The organism is Microbacterium sp. J1-1, from assembly GCF_024498615.1.
Lineage (GTDB): Bacteria > Actinomycetota > Actinomycetes > Actinomycetales > Microbacteriaceae > Microbacterium > Microbacterium aurugineum.
Map to the genome: position 1 here is coordinate 1,909,100 of NZ_CP089590.1, position 18,230 is coordinate 1,927,329.

Sequence of the window (18,230 nt, forward strand, 5' to 3'; positions counted from 1 at the left end):
TCGGATGCACCGAAGTCGGGTTTGATCTAGGTCAAACATAGCACTGTCCGATTCGACCTAGAATCACAGAGGAGGACCATGAGCGACCAGATCACCGGGACGACCGCAGCGGACATCGCCGACAGCGTGCGTTCCTTGCGCGACCGCGGAATCCTCCGGGTCGGTGCTGTCCTCCCCCCGGTGCGCGAACTCGCTGCCACGCTCGGCGTCAACCGCAACACGGCTGTGGCCGCGTACCGGCAGCTCGCCCAGGCCGGCCTCGTCGTCTCGCGCGGGCGTGCGGGCACCGTCGTGGCGGGTCTCGAATCGGTGGCCCAGGAGGGATACGCGCCCGACACGGTCCTTCGCGACATCGGCACGGGCAACCCCGATCCCCGGCTCATCCCCGACCCGGCACCCGCACTGATGACGATCGCCTCCCGTCCCGTGCTCTACGGCGAACCCGTGATCGATCGTGGCCTCGAAGAATGGTCCCGGCAGTGGATCTCGTCCGATCTCCGCGCCGACGACTTCCGGATCACGGTGACGAGCGGTGCCGTCGACGCGGTCGAGCGTCTGCTCGCGCAGGCACTCATGCGCGACGACGCCGTGGCACTCGAAGACCCCTGCTTCCTCGCGAGCATCCACACGGTGCGTCTGGGCGGCTACCGGGCGGTCCCCGTGCCCGTCGACGGCGAAGGCATGACCGTCGACGGACTGCGAGCAGCGCTGGACGCGGGCGTCCGCGCCATCATCTGCACACCGCGCGCACAGAACCCGACCGGGGCGAGCCTCACGGCTACCCGGGCGGCCGAGCTTCGCGCGGTCCTCGCCGACCATCCGTACGTGCTGATCATCGAGGACGACCACTTCTCGATGCTGTCGCAGCGGCCCTACGAGTCCCTCATCGGCGCCGAGCACAGACGGTTCGCCCTCGTGCGGTCGGTGTCGAAGTTCCTCGGACCCGACATGTGCCTCGCGATCGCGGCGACGGATGCCGAGACCGCGGAACGGCTTGCGATGCGCCTGAGCCCGGGAACCACGTGGGTCAGTCACCTCTTGCAACGCCTCGCGCTGACGCAACTGACCGACGAGACGGTCAGGACCGAGGTCGCCGCGGCGGCCGCGCACTATGCCGAGCGGAACGCGTCGTTCGTCGAGAGACTGCGCGCGCACGGGATCGACGCGACCGAGTCCGACGGTCTCAGCCTGTGGGTGGAGCTGTCGCAACCCGCGCGGACGGTTGCCGATCGACTCATGCGACGCGGGTGGCTCGCCCGCACTGGAGACGACTTCGCGCTCGACGAACGCGCGGAGCCCTCCCACCACCTGCGTCTGACCGTTCACGACCTGTCCGATGCCGACGCGGAGACGCTCGTCGCTGACCTCGTCGCCGCAGGACGATGACCACCACCTGTCGCGGGCAACGCCCCGCCCTGAACGAAAGGGTCGGAGAATGAAGATCCTCTCCATCCAGTCCGCCGTCGCTTACGGACACGTCGGCAACTCGGCGGCCGTGTTCCCGCTGCAGCGCATCGGCGTCGAAGTGCTGCCGGTCTACACGGTGAACTTCTCCAACCACACCGGCTACGGCGCGTGGCGCGGACCGCTGATCGCCCCCGATGACGTGCGTGAGGTCATCACCGGGATCGAAGAGCGTGGCGTCTTCGGGGGCATCGACGCGATTCTCAGCGGCTACCAGGGCGGAGAGGGCATCGGCGACGTGATCATCGACGCCGTCGCGCGGGTGAAGTCGGCGAACCCGAACGCCGTCTACGCGTGCGATCCGGTCATGGGCAACGCCAAGTCGGGGTGCTTCGTGGCCCCGGCGATCCCCGTACTCCTGCGCGAGCGCGTGGTGCCGGTCGCCGACATCATCACGCCGAACCAGTTCGAACTGGGTTTCCTCACCGACACCGAGCCGGACACGCTGGAGTCCACGCTCGCTTCGGTCGACCTCGCCCACGCGATGGGTCCGCGGACCGTCCTCGTGACGAGCGTCGAACGACCCGACCGCGAAGAGGGCACGATCGAGATGCTCGCCGCCGACGAGAAGGGTGCCTGGGTCGTGCAGACCCCGCACCTTCCGATGAAGGCGAACGGCTCCGGTGACGTGACGGCAGCACTGTTCACCGCGCACTACGTCGAGACCGGGAGCGCGAAGGTCGCGCTCGAACGCACGGCGTCCAGCGTGTACGACCTGCTGAAGGCGACGCTGGAGTCCGGCGAGCGTGAGCTCCAGTTGGTCGAGGCGCAGGAGTTCTACGCGAACCCGCAGATGCAGTTCACGGCGCGTCAGGTGCGCTGACCTTCTCGGTCGGCCCTTCCGGCTGCGGCCACGCGGCAGCCACGGCGTGACGCACCTCGCCGAGGAGCTGCGGCAGCGCCTTGGTCTTCGCGATGATCGGGAAGAAGTTCGCGTCCGACGTCCACCGCGGAACCACATGCTGGTGCAGATGGGCATCGACGCCGGCTCCTGCCACCGCGCCTTGATTCATGCCGAGGTTGAAGCCGTCGCACCGGGAGACTTCCCGCAGCACGCGCATCGCGGTCTGGGTGAGAGCACCGATTTCGGCGACCTCCTCCGGCGTCGCCTGGTCGTAGGTGGCGATGTGACGGTACGGGCATACGAGCAGATGGCCCGAGTTGTACGGGAACAGGTTCAGCAGCACGTAGGCGGTCTCACCGCGAGCGACCACGAGGCGCTCGGTGTCCGGGAACTTCGGCGCCTCGCAGAACGGACATTCCTCACGGAGGGGTTCAGGCCCGGCCTGGATGTACGCCATCCGATGCGGGGTCCACAGCCGCTGGAACTCGTCGGGCACGCCGGCCAGACGTCCGGCGTCCTCCAGCGGCTGCTCCCCCTCGGTCACGCCAGGTCCCCTGCTGTCTGCACCAGGGCGTGGCTGTCGATGGCTGCGCGGATCCGAGCCACGGCGTCCGCGATCGGAACCCCGTTCTCCTGGGCGCCGTCGCGGTAGCGGAACGAGACGGTGCCGGCGTCGCGGTCCTTCTCCCCCGCGATCAGCAGCAGCGGCACCTTGCCGGTCGTGTGCGTGCGGATCTTCTTCTGCATGCGGTCGTCCGAAGTGTCGAGCTCCGCGCGCACACCCTGGGCGCGCAGCGTGTCGACGACCTCGCCCAGGTAGTCGGCGAAGTCTTCGGCGACCGGGATGCCCACGACCTGCACCGGCGAGAGCCACACCGGGAAGTCGCCCGCGTAGTGCTCGAGCAGGATCGCGAAGAACCGCTCGATCGAGCCGAATAGCGCGCGGTGGATCATGATCGGGCGCTTCTTCTGCCCGTCCTTGTCCATGAACTCGAGGTCGAAGCGCTCGGGCAGGTTGGGGTCGACCTGCACGGTGGAGAGCTGCCAGGTGCGACCGATCGCATCGCGCGTCTTGAGGTCGATCTTCGGACCGTAGAACGCGGCCTCACCGGGGACCTCGGTCAGCTTGAGGCCGGAGGCGACGGCGACGCGGCGCAGTGCATCGGTGGACGACTCCCAGAACTCGTCCGTGCCGATCCACTTCGACTTCTCGTCGTCCTTCATCGAGAGCTCGAGCTCGAAATCGGTCAGACCGAAGTCGCGCAGCATCGAGAGGATGAACTCGAGGACCTTGGCGACCTCGGCCTCGAGCTGATCGGGCGTCACGAACAGATGCGAATCGTCCTGGGTGAAGCCCCGCACGCGGGTGAGGCCGTGCAGCGCGCCGGAGAGCTCGTTGCGGTAGACCGTGCCGTTCTCGGCGAACCGCAACGGCAGGTCACGGTAGCTGCGCGCACGCTCCTTGTAGATGAGGATGTGCATCGGGCAGTTCATGGGCTTCAGGTAGTAGTCCTGGCCCTGCTTGGTGATGTTGCCTTCGTCGTCGCGCTCCTCGTCCATCACGATCGGCGGGAACATGCCCTCCTTGTACGTGACGAGGTGGTTCGACGTGAGGAACAGGTCTTCCTTCGAGATGTGCGGTGTGTAGACGTAGGTGTAGCCGCCCTCGATGTGGCGCTTGCGAGCGTGCTGCTCCATCTCGCCTCGGATGACGCCGCCGCGCGGGTGCCAGACCGAGAGGCCGGAGCCGATCTCCTCGGGGAACGAGAACAGGTCGAGTTCCTTGCCGAGGCGACGGTGGTCGCGCTTGGCGGCCTCCTCCAGCCGGTGCTGGTATGCGCGCAGCTCATCCTTGGTGGGCCACGCCGTGCCGTAGATGCGCTGCAGCTGCGGGTTCTTCTCGCTGCCCCGCCAATACGCGGCGGCGATGCGGGTGAGGTCCCAGCCGTTGCCGATCATGCGCGTGTTGGGCAGATGAGGGCCGCGGCAGAGGTCCTTCCAGACGACCTCGCCGTCGCGGGTGGTGTTGTCGTAGATCGTCAGCTCGCCCTCGCCGACCTCGACGGAGGCGCCCTCCGCCGCCTCCTTCCCGCCCTTGAGACCGATGAGCTCCAGCTTGAACGGCTCGTCGGCGAGCTCGGCGCGCGCCTCGTCGTCCGTCACCACCCGGCGGACGAAGCGCTGGCCCTCGCGGACGATGCGCTGCATCTCCTTGGTGATGGCCTTGATGTCTTCGGGCGTGAACGGGGTCTCGACGCCGAAGTCGTAGTAGAAGCCGTCGGTGATGGGCGGACCGATGCCGAGGTTCGCCTGCGGGTTGATGCGCTGCACCGCCTGTGCCAGCACATGGGCCGCGGAGTGGCGGAGGATGTTCAGTCCGTCCTGACTGTCGATCGTGATCGGCTCGACCTCGTCGGTGTCGGTCAGGGTCGTGGCGAGATCCTTGAGTTCGCCGTTGACGCGCATCGCGACGACGTTTCGGTCAGTGAACAGGGCGAAGCCGTCATTCGGCCGGGCGTTTTCAGGCACAGAAACTCTCCATCTGGGTCGATACCCAGGTTACTCGCTCGGAGTCCGGCGTTCGGTCCACCGGCGATCACGTAACGTGAACGGATGGACAGAGCAGTCGCACGGTGGATCCTGGGGATCGCGCTCGGCGCGATCGGTGTCGGTCACTTCCTCAGCACGCGCGGATTCCGGGTGGTGGTTCCGGACTGGGCCACCCGCGTGACGCGGCTCGACAAGGACACGATCGTCATCGCCTCCGGTGCCGCGGAAGTCGCGCTCGCCGCAGGCTTGCTCGCGCTTCCGAAGGAACGCCGGCGCATCGGATGGGCGACGGCCGCGTTCTTCGTCGCCGTGATGCCCGGGAACATCCACCAGTGGCAGACCAAGCGCTCGACGCCGGGGCTCGACACGGATGCTCGTCGCTTCGGCAGACTGTTCCTGCAGCCGGTCCTCGTGCTGTGGGCGCTGTGGTCGACCGGCGGTGAGAGTCCGCGCCGCGTCCTCCGCCGTCGTCGTCGGTGAGACACGACCGGTGTCGGCGGAGTCCGGGAGAATGATTCCATGACGTCCCCCTCGCTCGTGTGGTTCCGCGATGATCTCCGCCTCGCCGACAACCCTGCGCTTCGAGCCGCTCTCGATCGAGATGAGCCGGTGATCGCGCTGTACGTGCTCGACGAGGAATCGCCGCAGGTCCGTCCCTTCGGCGGCGCGGCACGCTGGTGGCTCCACAACTCGCTCGCATCGCTCGACGAGCGCCTCCGCGACCGAGGCGGCGCACTCGTGCTGCGGCGTGGCCCGGCGAACCGGGTCGTCCGCGAGACGGTCGCCGATGTCGGAGCGGGTGCCGTGTTCTGGAACCGCCGGTACGGGGGCGCCGAACGTGCGATCGACTCCGCGCTGAAGTCGTCCCTCCGTGCAGACGGGCTCGAAGTCACGTCTTTCGCCGCCTCGCTGTTGCATGAGCCGTGGACGGTGAAGACCGGCAGCGGCACGCCGTACTCCGTCTTCACCCCGTTCTGGCGGGCCTGTCTGGCCCTCCCGGCGCCCCGTGCTCCGCTCCCGGAACCACGAACGGTCGAGAGCCCGCATCGTGCGCCCGCATCCGATCTCCTCGACGACTGGGAGCTGCTGCCGACTCGTCCGGACTGGGCCGGCGGGTTGCGCGAGACCTGGGAACCCGGCGAGCTCGCCGCACGGCGTCGTCTGCGCCACTTCCTCGACGAGGACCTCGCGGACTATGACCGGGCTCGCGATGAGCCGTCAGCCAGTGCCACCTCGATGCTGTCGCCGCACCTGCGCTGGGGGGAGATCAGTCCGTTCACTGTGTGGCATGAGGCGGTCGGCGTCGATGGCGCCGGTGGCTTCCTCTCCGAGCTGGGGTGGCGAGAGTTCGCCTGGCATACGCTGTATCACTCCCCCGACCTCGCGAGCGAGAACCTGCGGCCGGAGTTCGACGCCTTCCCCTGGCCGCCGCTCGACCCGTTGCAGCTGGATGCCTGGCAGCACGGGGAGACGGGTGTGCCGCTCGTGGACGCCGGGATGCGCGAGCTCTGGCACACCGGCTACATGCACAACCGGGTGCGGATGGTGACGGCGTCGTTCCTCATCAAGAATCTGCTGATCGACTGGCGACTCGGCGAAGAGTGGTTCTGGGACACGCTCGTCGACGCCGACGAAGCCAGCAATCCCTTCAACTGGCAGTGGGTCGCCGGGTCCGGAGCGGATGCCGCGCCGTACTTCCGCGTGTTCAACCCCGAGCTGCAGGCCAAGAAGTTCGACCCGCAGGGCCTCTACATCCAGCGCTGGGCATCCAAGGCGCCGACCGAGCCGATCGTCGATCTCGCGGAGACACGGAAGGCTGCGCTCGCAGCGTACGAGGTCGTCAAGCGGACCCCGAAGACACGGCGCGAGGGGAACGACGGCGTCCGCGATCGGTAGGCGTGCGACGGTGGTTCGCGCCGTCCGTGCCAGACTGGAAGCGTGACCGAATCCAGGAAGCCAGCCGTCATCCGCGGCTTCGCTGCGTCGTCACTCGCGATCTTCGTCGCACTCGCCGGCCACGTGACCGGCGGCGGGGAGGTGCCCGGCGCGCTCGGCATCCTCGTCCCGTGGATCTTCTCGTTCATGGTCTGCGTCCTCCTCGCCGGACGCTCGTTGTCACTCATCCGCCTCGGAGTGTCCGTCGCGGTGAGTCAGTTCCTGTTCCATGCGCTGTTCGTGCTCGGCACCGTCACACCCTCCGGAGTCTCGACGCCGCACGTGCACGGCGGACCGCTCGTGATCCCCGCGGGGCCCGGTATCCCGGAGGCGGTCGCCGCTGACACCTCGATGTGGCTCGGCCACACGGTCGCGGCGCTGCTGACGGTGGCCGCGCTGTACCGGGGCGAGCGTCTGGTCCTCGCCGTGCGAGACCTCGCCCGGCAGCTGAGCCGATGGCTGCGCCGACGTGTCGATCACGTCCTGCTCCTCCCGGCGCTCCGTCTGCCCCGGCGCCTGCGCGGCGTCTTCGACCTCGCCTGCAGCCGCGGCCTCATCCTTCTCGCGACCCTCCGGGGCCGCGCTCCTCCTCTCTCCGCTGCGATCTGATCCGTGCCCTGGACCCTCACGGTCCAGAGGCGCGTCACACCGTGCGCGATCGTCGCGCGCGGGTTCTGAACGCATGCATGAACGCCGCACACGCGGCGTCTGATGAGAGGTCATCCCATGTCCCCTGTCCGCAGGATTGCGGCCGGGTTGGCGTTGGCGACGATCGCGACCCTCGCGATCGCCACGCCCGCGTCCGCCCACGACCAGTTGGTATCCAGTTCCCCGGCCGCTGACGAGCAGTTGGCGGCCGCGCCAGAAGAGATCACGATGTCGTTCTCCGGTGAACTCCTGGTCCTCGATGAGTCGCTGACCGGGGCTGTCGTCATGGTCGTCGACGCCTCGGGGAAGGACTGGGTCTCCGGCGACGTCACGGTCGCCGGGCGCACGGTCACCGCAAGGCTCGAAGCGGGGATGCCCGTTGCCGGCTACCAGGTGCGATGGCAGGTGGTCTCGGAAGACGGTCACCCGATCGCCGGGGTCATCCCCTTCACGGTCGGCGATGCCGAACCGATGCAGGTCCCGACATCCGGTGACACGGCGACGACATCCTCCGCAGGCGAAGAACAACCGGATCAGAACGCAACAGGTTCGAGCACCACCCTCCGGGTGCTGCTCATCGGCGCAGGCGGAGCGGCTGTGGCCGTCCTCCTCCTCGTGCTCATTCGATTCCTTCGTCGTCCCCGGACGACAGCAGATGACCTGTGAAAGGCACCATTGTGAACACCACCAAGAACCTCCCCCGACTCGCCGCTGTGATCGCGGTCTCCCTGCTCGCGCTCACCGGGTGCGCTCCTGAGAGCCCCACGAGTGAGCCCACGACGCGTCCCGCCGGTGACACCGTCACGATCGAGGATGCGTGGGTGAAGTCCGCCGAAGAGGGAATGTCCGCCGGCTTCGGAACCCTCGCCAACAGCGGAGACGACGACGTGACCGTCGTGTCGGTGACGTCCGAGGCGTCGCCGATGATCGAGCTGCACGAGACCGTCGAGAACGAGGCAGGCGAGATGGTCATGCGCGAGAAGGCCGGCGGATTCGTCATTCCCGCCGGAGGGACGCTCGCGCTGGAGCCGGGAGCGAACCACATCATGCTGATGGATCTGAGCGCCCCGCTCACCGCCGGCAACGACGTCATCTTCACCGTGACGTTCTCGGACGACTCCACCTACGAGTTCACGGCCCCGGTGAAGGACTACTCCGGCGCGAACGAGAACTATGAGGACGGCGAAGAGCACGAGGGTATGGATCACTGATGTCGGCGCCCTCTGAGGGCGCCCGCTCCCGACGCTCCGGGTCGACCCGGCGACAGTTCCTTCTCGGAGGAGCTGTCGCCGGTGTCGGCGCGGTCGCTGCCGTCGGAGTGGATCTCGCCCTGAACCGCGCGGATGCTGATCCGGCACCCGCCTCCACCCCGATGAACGGTGAGCAGACCGTACCGTTCTTCGGCGACCATCAAGCGGGCATAGACACGGCTGCGCAGGCGCACGGGCTCTTCGTCGCCCTCGACCTGCATGACGACGTCGATCGCGACGGGCTGGCCCGGCTGATGGGACTCCTGACCGATGACGCCGCACGCCTGACGCAGGGCCGCGCCGCGCTCGCCGACTCCGAGCCGGAGCTCGCGCTCGCTCCGGCGAGGCTCACCGTGACATTCGGCTTCGGCCCGAGCTTCGTCGCGCGTGCAGGCGGCGTGGGTCCATCGTGGCTCGCCCCCTTGCCTGCTTTCGGGGTGGACCGGTTGCAAGCGGAATTCTCCGACGGCGACCTCCTCCTGCAGATCGCCGCCGATGACCCGCTGACCGTGGCCCACGCGACCCGGATGCTGTTGAAGGACGCCCGGGGCTTCGCCGACGTCCGGTGGACGCAGCAGGGCTTCCGCCGCGCGTACGGAACCGAGCGCCCCGGCACGACGATGCGGAACCTCTTCGGCCAGGTGGACGGCACGACCAACCCGGAACCCGGCACGGCGGACTTCGATGAGGTCGTGTGGAGTGCGCACGGCTGGCTCGCCGGCGGGACGGGCATGGTGCTCCGACGCATCCACATGGACCTCGACAAGTGGGACCGGCTGGACCGCAGCGGACGCGATGCATCGGTGGGGAGGACACTCGCCGATGGAGCGCCGCTGACCGGCACCGAGGAGTTCGATGAACCGGACTTCGATGCGAAGACATCCCTCGGCTTCCCCGTGATCCCGCAGTTCGCTCACATCCGCCGTGCCCGCGGCGACGGTGCCGAACGGATCTTCCGGCGCGGGTACAACTACGACGAACGCCCTTCGGGCGCTTCCGTCTCGGAGTCGGGCCTGCTCTTCGTCTCCTTCCAGGCCGATGTCGAGTCGCAGTTCGTCCCGATGCAGCGGAGGCTCGACGAGCTCGACCTGCTCAACGAGTGGACGATCCCGATCGGCTCGGCCGTCTTCGCGATCCCGCCGGGTTGCGCGGAGGGCGGGTTCATCGGTGAGACGCTCCTGTCATGAGTCGACGTTCTGGAGTGAGCGCATGGCGCACGTAGGAGAGTCGACCCACGCGGGTGTGCAGCTTGCGATCGACTCGTGGGGGCATTGGGCGCTGCGCTCCGTGGCGACGTTGGCTTCACATGCCCCATACGTGATTCACGTGGGAACACATGGTGTCGTCATCCGCTACCGAGGCAGCGGCCGGCGAGAGAGACCCCCACCTAGGCTTTCGCCCGGGTGAGGGTCTTTCGTCACGCCTAGGTCAGGCGATCAGTCGGTGGATGTTCCAGCCGTGTCCGACCTTGATGCGAGTGCCGAAGCCGGATCCACCGAGCCCTGGGTAGAGCCAGAGATCGCCTGCTTCGTCACGCGAGAGGACGTCGGCATAGCCGTCCGCACCGAAGTCGACGCCACCCGTGATCGCCGTCATGGTGTTCCAGCCGTGACCGACCTGGTAAGGGTTGTTGAGCGTTGACCCGTTGCCAGGATAGAGGAGAAGTTTGCCGCTGGTGTCACGTGCAAGGATGTCACCCTTGCCGTCAGTCCCGAAGTCTCCCGCGAGAATCGTGCTGAAATTGCCCCAGCCGTTTCCGATCTGTATAGCTCCGGCGTTGAACCCGCCCGCGCCGTTCCCCGGATACAGATAGAGGTTGGCGTCATTGCCGATGGCGACGAGGTCGGCCCGTCCGTCGCTGTTGAAGTCGGCACCCCCTGTCACTAGCCGCATGGTTCCCCAGCCGTGCCCAACCTGAGAGGCCTGGAACGAGTTGCCTCCTACGCCTCGGTAGAACCAGAGGGTGCCGTCGTCCCGCACAGCGATCGCGTCCCCCTTGCTATCCCCGTTGTAGTCACCGTGGATAAGAGCGCGAGTCGTTCCCCAGCCGCCGCCGAGTGTGTCGGTGGCCCACCCACCGTTGCCATTGCCGTTGTAGGCGGTCATCTGACCGGTGGTCGACACTGCGAGCACGTCGGCCTTGCCATCCCCGTTGTAGTCAGCATTGACGCCGGTACTGCTGCCTCCGAGACCCGGAAAGTCCATGGGGATCGCGGCGCCTCGTGTGACGTTCGTCTTGCAGGTGTACCCCTGGTTGGCGACGTTGGTACCGTTGCGATAGATCTCGAAGTGAAGGTGAGCTCCTGTTGAGTTTCCGGTGCTTCCCACGACGCCGATCTGCTGGCCCTTCGTCACCGTCTGCCCAGGGTTCACTGAGCCGGGGGACGCCATGTGCGCATACAACGTGGTGTATCCACTCGGGTGGGAGATCACCACATAATTGCCATACCCGCTGCTAAACGTGCGAGTGCTGACCGTCCCACCGTAGGCAGCCACGATCGGCGTTCCTCCGTTGTGCGAGATGTCGATGCCAGTGTGGCTGGGCCGCTCGCCTCCGCAGCCATCGGCGACGCGGGACACGATGTATCCGGTTGCCGGTTGAATCATCACGCCGTATGCGGCTTGCGCAGCGGGCGGTGCCGCAAAGGGTACGAGCGCACCGACGACGACCGCGAGAGCCGTCATGATTCCGATTCGGGCGCGACGAAGCGCCTGGGTTCTCTTCATTTTCAGTTCCTAAAGTTGGATGGGTACCCGCGGCCGAGGGCGTTTCACGTTCACGCTACCGATCGGCGTGCACGCGGCGCTGTCCCCTCTTCTGCCTACAGACATGCCATGCGAACGCGAGATACGTTGAGAGATCCCCACGCGCGCTCCGGCACGCACAGGTTCTTTCGTACCGGCGCCCGCGCCGCGATCCTCGTGTCGCCCTTTCGCATTCTTGAGCCAGCGTGAGAAGGCGCGAAATCAATTGGTTCGGTCGATCTGTGATTGCTGTCACCGATGGGATTGGAGGTCAGAGAAACCCCGCAAACACGCTCCAACCGCGGCGCCGCATGCGGACCCCTCCGCGCCGATCCGGCACCAATGAGCAACGGCCCCACCCAACCGAAGTTGAATGGGGCCGCCGATGCGCTCTCTAGACGGAGCCGTAGTTTAGGCTCATTTTGGCAACTCGGGTCTGGTTGACGCCACCTTGCGGGGATCGCGCCGCCACGAACAAGTAGTTTCCCGCCGGCACCGGAATGATCGTGCTGAATTCGATCTGTGCGACGCCATCCGTCACGCCCGGGAATGTTGCCGCGAACCCACCGCTGTACACGCCAGTGCTAGCGTGCAGAAGGTAGTACTGGAGCATGAGCGTCTTTTCGGGCGTAAGACCCGTGAAGTAGGCATGGGTGGTGATCTGATAGAGTCCCGCGCCTCCGGCTCCCCCGGCCATATCGAACACACCCGATGAGAAGTACAGGCGAGTGTTCGATGTCGTACCAATCGGCACGGTGTAGTCGCCTTGCTTGCGGTGGTAAATCGGCACGTCATCCTCCGGTAGTGGTGTGGGCGTGGTTGATCCTGAGTACTCCCAGTGCCACGCCTCTGGGTGAGCTCCGTTCGGTTCCGCCCAGGAGGGATGGAACCATCCGAACTTTTGCGCATTGGCCTTCATCCACACGTAGATGGGATTACTCCAATCCGTGCGTCCGACGCCGATATCGATCGCGAGTGCCCAGCCGTGGTTGGATGTCCCCGGCACGGCTGCCAGCCCGCAGTTCCCCTGACCGCACCAGTAATTGCGGGCTTCAACCTGGCCCGCGAAATCGCGGTAGGCATCGCTTAGCGGCAGGTCTCGTCCCAACGCGGCCCGGAAGGCCTTATTCAAGGCGATCAATGCCGTCACAGCATCCGAACGCAACCGTCGGGCAGTGTTCCACGGCACGGTGGACAGCGCTGACAGCGGGATCCTGCCGTTCGCATGCCCGCCCCATGCGCCCGCCTTGACCACGAGAGAGGCTGCGCTCGCGCTCGTAGGTCTGGAGAAGAGGTCTGCTCCGACTGACGATGCGGCGACGAAAACCCCGGCAGACGATAGGAGCGTTCGACGCGAGATCCCGTGCGCGCTCATCATCGGGATGTCAGGGGACACAGGTGCACTCGATTCAGTCATGCTCTCGATCTCGCTGTTCGAAGGATGTGAGTTTCTTTGACCGTCATACGTCTCCGTAGTCGAAGGCGGGCGCTTGGATGTGAGTTACCTGATCGCTGCTGAAGCGAAGCCTCACGAAGTCGAGTCCCACTTCCCCTGGCCTCGTGAGCGATTGAGTGTTCGTTGCCTCACGGGCGGTGATGCCGAGGAAGTCCGCGCCCTCTCCGACGTCACGCGCCTCACCTGCCAGCGCCGAAGCACGATCCGAACCGACTTTGATCCCCTCGAGCGTTGCGGCGTTCACACCACCCACAACCGGAGCGGAGATCGTAATGCTCGCACGAGCGTCAGTTAGGCGCAGCACGCGCGCGCCTTGCCAGTCGTAGAAAGTCACTTCGTATCCGTTCGGATCCTCAGTGATGCTCGGCGAGGATCCGAACGCATCGGTGAGCGCCTGAATCAGCGCGTCAGGATCGTTGTAGCTGAAGGTGGTCAACTGGTCACCGTCCATCAGGGTTACCGCGCTGACGCCAATCGTAAGGTCGCTCATGGTCTGAAGCCTACGAACAGATGAGCGCCGAGCGCTGTCCCCTCTTCGGCCTACAGACGCGTACACGTGTAGCCCACTACACTGCCCTCCCCCGAGGCATGCGGGAGCGAGTGATAGACAGGGTGAGCCGCCACGCCCTGCGGGTAGTTTCGAACCCACAGTCCGTCGCGGGAGACGCGCAGGTTCTTATTCCCCAGATGTTGCCCAACGGACACGGGACACGAAAAAACCCCCGGAAATCCCGGGGGTTTGTCTGTGCGCGATACTGGGATCGAACCAGTGACCTCTTCCGTGTCAGGGAAGCGCGCTACCGCTGCGCCAATCGCGCCCGTTGGGGCTATTCAGTTTTCCCGTGAGGTGGCGACGGGATTCGAACCCGTGTAAACGGCTTTGCAGGCCGGTGCCTAGCCGCTCGGCCACGCCACCGTGTGGATTGACCCCACGTGCGAAGGACCTTCCGAAGAAGATCCTCTGCACTCGAGCGGATGACGAGACTCGAACTCGCGACCCCAACCTTGGCAAGGTTGTGCGCTACCAACTGCGCTACATCCGCATTTCGTTCCCGGTTGTCCCGGGCACTCATGAAACATTAGCCGAAGATTTCCCGTCCGCCAAACCCGTTGCGAATCTCGCGCGTGTCTCGCTGACTGGTCCGCGAGGAGCCCGAGCGTCGGGTAGTATCGGTTGACGTACCCCGCGGGTATGGGCGATTGGCGCAGTTGGTAGCGCGCTTCCTTCACACGGAAGAGGTCATCGGTTCGAGTCCGGTATCGCCCACCATAGCCTCCGATTCGCCGCTACTCCAGCATGATGCGGATGACTCTGTCGTCGCCGGACGCAGGCCGACCCCGGCCATCCGTGTTGTTGGTCAGAACCCAGAGCGCGCCATCCGGAGCCACCGCCACATCGCGGATCCGACCGTACTCACCCGGGAAGAACTCGGTGGAGGCGGACAGGTCATCCAGCGGTACCCGACGCACTCGCTCGCCGCGGAGGTTGGCGACGAAGATCGCACCGTCCGCGATCGCGATTCCGCTGGGACTCGCCGTATCGGGAGCCCACTGCTGCACCGGATCGATGAAGGTTCCACGTTCTCCGACGCCCTCGACCTCCGGCCACCCGTAGTTGCCGCCCGCCTCGATGACGTTGAGCTCATCCCAGGTGTCCTGGCCGAATTCGCTCGCGTACATCGTGCCGCGATCGTCCCAGGCGAGTCCCTGCGGGTTGCGGTGGCCGAGGCTGTACACGGGTGAGCCCTCGAACGGGTTGTCCTCGGGTATGCCGCCGTCCGGTGCGATGCGGAGGATCTTCCCCGAAAGACTCCTCGGATCCTGTGCGCTCTCGCGATCGCCGGCGTCACCGACGGTCACGTACAGCATGCCGTCCGGACCGAACGCGATGCGGCCTCCGTTGTGATTCGTCGCGGCCGCGAGTCCCGAGAGAACCATCTCGGGATCACCGAGCTCGATCGATCCCGGGGAGCCGGACAGCGCGAACCGCTGCACCCGGTTCTCGTCCGCCGCAGTGGAGTACGCGTAGAGCCATCCACCCTGGACGGCGATGCCCAGGAGACCGCCTTCGCCTCGTGGCTCCACGCCGTCGATCACCGCGACCTCACGCACGTCCCCGTCGTCGAAGATCTCCAGCACCCGCGCGGTGTCGCGCTCGCTGATCAGCGCGGCCCCCTCATGGAAAGCGATGGACCACGGCGCGGCCAGATCTTCGACGACCGTCGACGTCTCCCCCGGGGCTTCGCGCTGAGAGACGCTTTGCGGCAGCGGCGCGCAGGCGCTCAGAAGCAACGAGGACAACGACGCGATGCCCAACGCGCGCAGGACACGTCGCACCTTCGACTCCATCACCGCTCCTTCCGGACCGTACGCTTCCCCTCGAGGCTAAACGCACGACCACGCAGGCAGAAGACCCGGGCGCGCCGTTCCTCGGTCGCATCGTCGGTTCTGTCCGACCGTGCGCGTAGTCTGCCCCGGTGTCGACGACTCACGCTCTCCCCGGCCCGTGCGCGCTCTGCGGCGGCGGCGCAGGGATCCGCACCGAGGAGCACTGGTGCTGTGCGGCGTGCGGCTGGCGCTACGGTGATGTACCGGACGCCGACCTCCCGCTCCCCCGCGTCGACGTCGTCTACTACATCCGCTTCGACGAGCGCGTGAAGATCGGGACGAGCAGCAACCCCCGACGGCGCCTCTCCACGCTTCGGCACGACGAGCTCCTCGCCTTCGAACGAGGAGGGCGTTCCCTGGAACAGCAGCGCCACCGCGACTTCGCCTCCATCCGCGAGGGCGGCGAATGGTTCACCCTCAACGCGGCTCTGCGCGCGCACGTCTCGCAGCTCCGCCACGAGGGCGAACCCTGGGTGCTCTACGCGCGTTGGCTGAGCGCAGCGCTGCGCGGAGACGATGACCGCAGGTGAACCGCCACATGACGATGCCGGGCGACTGCTTCGGGAAGTCCAGTCGCCCGGCACCGCGTATCGGCGCGTGATCAGGCCGTGGCTGCGCGTCCTCGTGCGTTCGCAGGCTCCGGCTGCGAGAAGAGGACGACGACGATCACCGCTGCCCCCACCACGACGTGCGGCAGCCAGACGTTGAGAGCCTCTCCGGAGAAGCCGAAGATCCAGGGCGACAGCGCGAGGAACAGGCTGGCGACGATGTCGAACACGAGATGCACGGGCATCGGGATGAAACCGAACGGACCCCACTCGTACTTCGTGAACAGGCTGTAGACGATGAGCCCGATGCCGAGGAAGATCGGGATGATGACCGCGGGTCCGCCCATGCTCGCGAAGCCGAACAGCCAGGGCGCGGCGATCAGGGCGATGCCGACGATGTAGTCGAGAGCTCCGTGGACCTTGGTGGGGATGAAACGCATGATTCCTCCTTGTGTGGCGCCGCTGAACGCGACTCACCACTGGTTCGAAGCCCTCCTCGCATCGGATTGCCCGCGGCGTCAGCAAGGGTCACGGGCGAGCGTTCGCGGCTCGGTCCCAGGCGGCGCTGCTACGGTGAGCAGTGTCGGCAACTCGCCGACATCAGGGAAGACTTCTCGTCGACCAACGGGCCTCAACGGTCATTTCGTTCTCCGTCGCCTCCTCTGTGTGAGCCCGAGGAGCGTCATGCCCATCCCGTCAACCCCTGCTTTCCGAGACCCTGCGCACGCGTGGGCCGACCCCATCGCCCTCCCGACCGGCTCGACGGCGATCGTCTACTGCGAAGGCCAATTCGGGGAGCAGGACGGCAAGACGGCGAACGGACTGGTCCGCCACTCCGAGAAGTACGAGATCCTCAGTGTGATCGACAGCACCCGCGCCGGTGCGGATGCCGGGATGCTGCTGGACGGCACCGCGAACGGCCTCCCGATCGTCAGTGATCTCGTCACGGGCATCGCGCACGCCGGTCACGTCCCGGACTACCTGATCTGCGGCGTCGCACCGGCAGACGGCCTCCTCTCGGCAGGTCAGCGCACCGTACTCCTGGACGGGATCGCTCGAGGCATGCACATCATCAACGGTCTGCACGAGTTCCTCACCGACGACGCCGAGTTCGTGGCCGCCGCGCTGCTGGCCGGAGTGACGATCACCGACATCCGCCGCCCGCGCGAGAAGAAGGATCTCCACCTGTTCTCCGGGCGGATCTTCGACGTGACCTGTCCGCGCATCGCGATTCTCGGCACCGACGGAGCCATCGGCAAGCGCACCACCGCGACGATCCTGGTTCGTGCGCTGAACGAACGCGGCATCCATGCCGTCATGGTCGGCACCGGACAGACCACGATCATCCAGGGCGGCCGCTACGGCGTGGCGCTCGACGCACTCGTCCCGCAGTACTGCTCAGGTGAGGTTGAGAACCAGGTGGTCGCGGCGTTCGAGGGCGAAGACCCGGACGTGATCATCGTCGAGGGGCAAGGCGCGCTCAGCCACCCGGCGTACATCACGTCGGCGCACATCCTCCGTGGGAGCCGGCCGGCCGGAGTGATCGTGCAACATGCCCCGGGCCGCACGGTGCTCGGAGACTTCCCGATGGTCGCGATGCCGACCGTCGACAGCGAGATCGCCCTCATCGAAGCCTTCGCCGACACGCGTGTGATCGGTGTGACCGTGAATCACGAGAACCTCTCCGCGGATCAGCTCACAGCGGCGATCGACGGGATCGAGATCGACACCGGCCTCCCCGCCACGGATCCGCTGACCCGCCCGCTGGGGGAACTCGTCGACATGGTGCTGCAGGCGTTCCCTGCCCTCACCCCGCGGCCGACCATCCGTAGCGTCGTGTGAGAGCGGCACCGACCCGGTCGTAGCGGCGTCGGTCCAGGACAGCGGCTTCTCGACGGAGTCCTCGCTCGTGCACGCTGTAGAGCTGTTCGATGTCGACCCAGGATTCGCGTCTCTGCGCGTCCCACTCCCCCGTGCCGATCGAGAGATAGTCGCGGTCGCCGTCATGGGGTCTGCTCGTCATGCGTACGGCGTACACGCGCTCAGCGGACTCGCGTCCGATCACGAGAACGGGACGATCCTTGCCGCGTCCGTCGTTCTCCTCATACGGCACCCAGGTCCAGACGATCTCCCCGGCATCCGGCGCCCCGTCGCGCTGCGGCGCGTAGGCGACCTCCAGACGGGTGATCCGGTCCGGATCGACGCGAACGGTCTCGCTGCCGCTCATCCGCCCCCGCTCCACCGTCGACGACGACGGCGCGGGTCGTTGCTCCTCGGTGCGCAGACGCGCGACCGGGCGCCTCGGACCTGATGTCCGAGGCGCCCGGCCGGAACCCACTGCCTTGCGCAGGATGTCCAGGAGTGATGTCAGGATGCTGTTGCTCTTGCCCACTCGGTCACCC

Annotated in this window: 18 protein-coding genes and 4 tRNA genes; 11 read left to right on the forward strand and 11 right to left on the reverse strand. The window is 66.6% G+C overall.

Annotated elements, in window-relative coordinates; all coding sequences use genetic code 11:
- Positions 1-78: 78 nt before the first annotated feature.
- Both LRQ07_RS09060 and pdxY read left to right on the forward strand, forming a co-directional pair.
- Positions 79-1,386, forward strand: coding sequence for an aminotransferase class I/II-fold pyridoxal phosphate-dependent enzyme (locus LRQ07_RS09060; RefSeq protein WP_256534397.1), 1,308 nt, complete (start codon positions 79-81; stop codon positions 1,384-1,386).
- 49 nt (positions 1,387-1,435) lie between these two features.
- Positions 1,436-2,287 carry a pyridoxal kinase PdxY gene (gene pdxY / locus LRQ07_RS09065; protein ID WP_131491073.1) on the forward strand — a complete coding sequence of 284 codons (852 nt, stop codon included), beginning with the start codon at positions 1,436-1,438 and terminating at the stop codon, positions 2,285-2,287.
- Here the strand turns inward: pdxY and LRQ07_RS09070 are convergent.
- Positions 2,265-2,852, reverse strand: a complete 588-nt coding sequence (locus LRQ07_RS09070; RefSeq protein ID WP_052193242.1) for an HIT family protein — start codon at positions 2,850-2,852, stop codon at positions 2,265-2,267. The genes pdxY and LRQ07_RS09070 overlap by 23 nt on opposite strands.
- Positions 2,849-4,774 (reverse strand): threonine--tRNA ligase, encoded by a 1,926-nt coding sequence (thrS, locus tag LRQ07_RS09075; RefSeq protein WP_052193241.1) that lies wholly within the window; start codon positions 4,772-4,774, stop codon positions 2,849-2,851. Before thrS ends, LRQ07_RS09070 begins: the two co-directional genes overlap by 4 nt.
- A 147-nt stretch (positions 4,775-4,921) precedes the next feature.
- On the opposite strand from thrS, the gene LRQ07_RS09080 reads away from it, so the two are divergent.
- The 6 genes from LRQ07_RS09080 to LRQ07_RS09105 all read left to right on the forward strand — a co-directional run bounded on the left by LRQ07_RS09080 (position 4,922) and on the right by LRQ07_RS09105 (position 9,878).
- Positions 4,922-5,338, forward strand: a complete 417-nt coding sequence (locus LRQ07_RS09080; protein ID WP_232761807.1) for a hypothetical protein — start codon at positions 4,922-4,924, stop codon at positions 5,336-5,338.
- Between the two features lie 39 nt (positions 5,339-5,377).
- Complete coding sequence (locus tag LRQ07_RS09085) at positions 5,378-6,754, forward strand: cryptochrome/photolyase family protein (RefSeq protein WP_256534399.1); 1,377 nt, start codon at positions 5,378-5,380, stop codon at positions 6,752-6,754.
- Positions 6,755-6,796: 42 nt separating this feature from the next.
- Positions 6,797-7,402 carry a hypothetical protein gene (locus tag LRQ07_RS09090; RefSeq protein WP_232761805.1) on the forward strand — a complete coding sequence of 202 codons (606 nt, stop codon included), beginning with the start codon at positions 6,797-6,799 and terminating at the stop codon, positions 7,400-7,402.
- A gap of 117 nt (positions 7,403-7,519) precedes the next feature.
- Positions 7,520-8,107 carry a copper resistance protein CopC gene (locus LRQ07_RS09095; RefSeq protein WP_256534400.1) on the forward strand — a complete coding sequence of 196 codons (588 nt, stop codon included), beginning with the start codon at positions 7,520-7,522 and terminating at the stop codon, positions 8,105-8,107.
- An 11-nt stretch (positions 8,108-8,118) separates the two neighbouring features.
- Positions 8,119-8,652 carry a copper chaperone PCu(A)C gene (locus LRQ07_RS09100; RefSeq protein ID WP_256534401.1) on the forward strand — a complete coding sequence of 178 codons (534 nt, stop codon included), beginning with the start codon at positions 8,119-8,121 and terminating at the stop codon, positions 8,650-8,652.
- Positions 8,652-9,878, forward strand: a complete 1,227-nt coding sequence (locus LRQ07_RS09105) for a Dyp-type peroxidase (RefSeq protein WP_256534402.1) — start codon at positions 8,652-8,654, stop codon at positions 9,876-9,878. The genes LRQ07_RS09100 and LRQ07_RS09105 overlap by 1 nt, the downstream gene beginning before the upstream one ends.
- 241 nt (positions 9,879-10,119) lie before the next feature.
- Here LRQ07_RS09105 and LRQ07_RS09110 read toward each other — a convergent pair whose 3' ends face one another.
- The 6 genes from LRQ07_RS09110 to LRQ07_RS09135 all read right to left on the reverse strand — a co-directional run bounded on the left by LRQ07_RS09110 (position 10,120) and on the right by LRQ07_RS09135 (position 13,935).
- Positions 10,120-11,376, reverse strand: coding sequence for a VCBS repeat domain-containing M23 family metallopeptidase (locus LRQ07_RS09110; protein ID WP_256534403.1), 1,257 nt, complete (start codon positions 11,374-11,376; stop codon positions 10,120-10,122).
- A gap of 454 nt (positions 11,377-11,830) precedes the next feature.
- Positions 11,831-12,691, reverse strand: a complete 861-nt coding sequence (locus tag LRQ07_RS09115; RefSeq protein WP_227991633.1) for a M15 family metallopeptidase — start codon at positions 12,689-12,691, stop codon at positions 11,831-11,833.
- Positions 12,692-12,896: 205 nt separating this feature from the next.
- Complete coding sequence (locus LRQ07_RS09120; protein ID WP_256534404.1) at positions 12,897-13,382, reverse strand: hypothetical protein; 486 nt, start codon at positions 13,380-13,382, stop codon at positions 12,897-12,899.
- A 256-nt stretch (positions 13,383-13,638) separates the two neighbouring features.
- Positions 13,639-13,710, reverse strand: a tRNA-Val gene (locus LRQ07_RS09125).
- Between the two features lie 27 nt (positions 13,711-13,737).
- Positions 13,738-13,808, reverse strand: a tRNA-Cys gene (locus tag LRQ07_RS09130).
- Positions 13,809-13,862: 54 nt separating this feature from the next.
- Positions 13,863-13,935, reverse strand: a tRNA-Gly gene (locus tag LRQ07_RS09135).
- Between the two features lie 151 nt (positions 13,936-14,086).
- Here LRQ07_RS09135 and LRQ07_RS09140 point away from each other — a divergent pair.
- Positions 14,087-14,162, forward strand: a tRNA-Val gene (locus LRQ07_RS09140).
- 17 nt (positions 14,163-14,179) lie between these two features.
- On the opposite strand, the gene LRQ07_RS09145 is transcribed toward LRQ07_RS09140, so the two are convergent.
- Positions 14,180-15,241 (reverse strand): PQQ-dependent sugar dehydrogenase, encoded by a 1,062-nt coding sequence (locus LRQ07_RS09145; protein ID WP_256534405.1) that lies wholly within the window; start codon positions 15,239-15,241, stop codon positions 14,180-14,182.
- Positions 15,242-15,369: 128 nt separating this feature from the next.
- Between LRQ07_RS09145 and LRQ07_RS09150 the strand changes: the two genes are divergently transcribed.
- Positions 15,370-15,810, forward strand: coding sequence for a GIY-YIG nuclease family protein (locus LRQ07_RS09150; RefSeq protein ID WP_256534406.1), 441 nt, complete (start codon positions 15,370-15,372; stop codon positions 15,808-15,810).
- A 71-nt stretch (positions 15,811-15,881) separates the two neighbouring features.
- On the opposite strand, the gene LRQ07_RS09155 is transcribed toward LRQ07_RS09150, so the two are convergent.
- Positions 15,882-16,268 (reverse strand): SPW repeat protein, encoded by a 387-nt coding sequence (locus LRQ07_RS09155; RefSeq protein WP_256534407.1) that lies wholly within the window; start codon positions 16,266-16,268, stop codon positions 15,882-15,884.
- 244 nt (positions 16,269-16,512) lie between these two features.
- On the opposite strand from LRQ07_RS09155, the gene LRQ07_RS09160 reads away from it, so the two are divergent.
- Positions 16,513-17,670: a DUF1611 domain-containing protein gene (locus LRQ07_RS09160; protein WP_256534408.1), complete on the forward strand. Its 1,158-nt coding sequence runs from the start codon at positions 16,513-16,515 to the stop codon at positions 17,668-17,670.
- Here the strand turns inward: LRQ07_RS09160 and LRQ07_RS09165 are convergent.
- The gene (locus LRQ07_RS09165) at positions 17,636-18,220 is read right to left on the reverse strand and encodes a type II toxin-antitoxin system PemK/MazF family toxin (RefSeq protein WP_197055602.1); all 585 of its coding nucleotides are present in this window, start codon (positions 18,218-18,220) and stop codon (positions 17,636-17,638) included. The genes LRQ07_RS09160 and LRQ07_RS09165 overlap by 35 nt on opposite strands.
- Positions 18,221-18,230 lie beyond the last annotated feature (10 nt).